Origin of the sequence: Desulfovibrio sp. OH1186_COT-070 (assembly GCF_003860215.1) — a bacterium.
GTDB lineage: Bacteria > Desulfobacterota > Desulfovibrionia > Desulfovibrionales > Desulfovibrionaceae > Desulfovibrio.
Genome location: NZ_RQYH01000248.1, coordinates 1 through 328, shown reverse-complemented (window position 1 = coordinate 328; position 328 = coordinate 1). Strand labels below are relative to the sequence as shown.

At 30.8% G+C, this 328-nt stretch carries 1 protein-coding gene; it reads right to left on the bottom strand.

Annotation, left to right across the window (positions count from 1 at the left end):
* Positions 1–328: hypothetical protein (locus tag EII23_RS12710; RefSeq protein WP_311768166.1), on the bottom strand; the 328-nt coding region annotated here is incomplete at both ends.

Below are 328 nucleotides of genomic sequence, written 5' to 3'. Positions count from 1 at the left end.
GTAAAAATCTGTAGGTTTCCTAAACGTACGTTCTAGAAAATATTTTCGTGCTATTTCGTATCTTTCGTATATATCTGTTAAAAAGGACATAAAACCATGTGTAGAGTTAGGTTCAATACTTTCAAGCATATCTCTTAATTGAGCAAGATCTGTAGGAACGCGAATTTGATCTGTTTCACTAAAATAAATATCATATATATGTGATAATTGTTTAATTTCCAAGTAATCATTCATATTTTTTTGAGCGTAATTAAAAACGTCTCGATAAATCTCAGGCATCATTACGATGGTTGGTCCCATATCAAATGTAAATCCATCTTGCTTGATC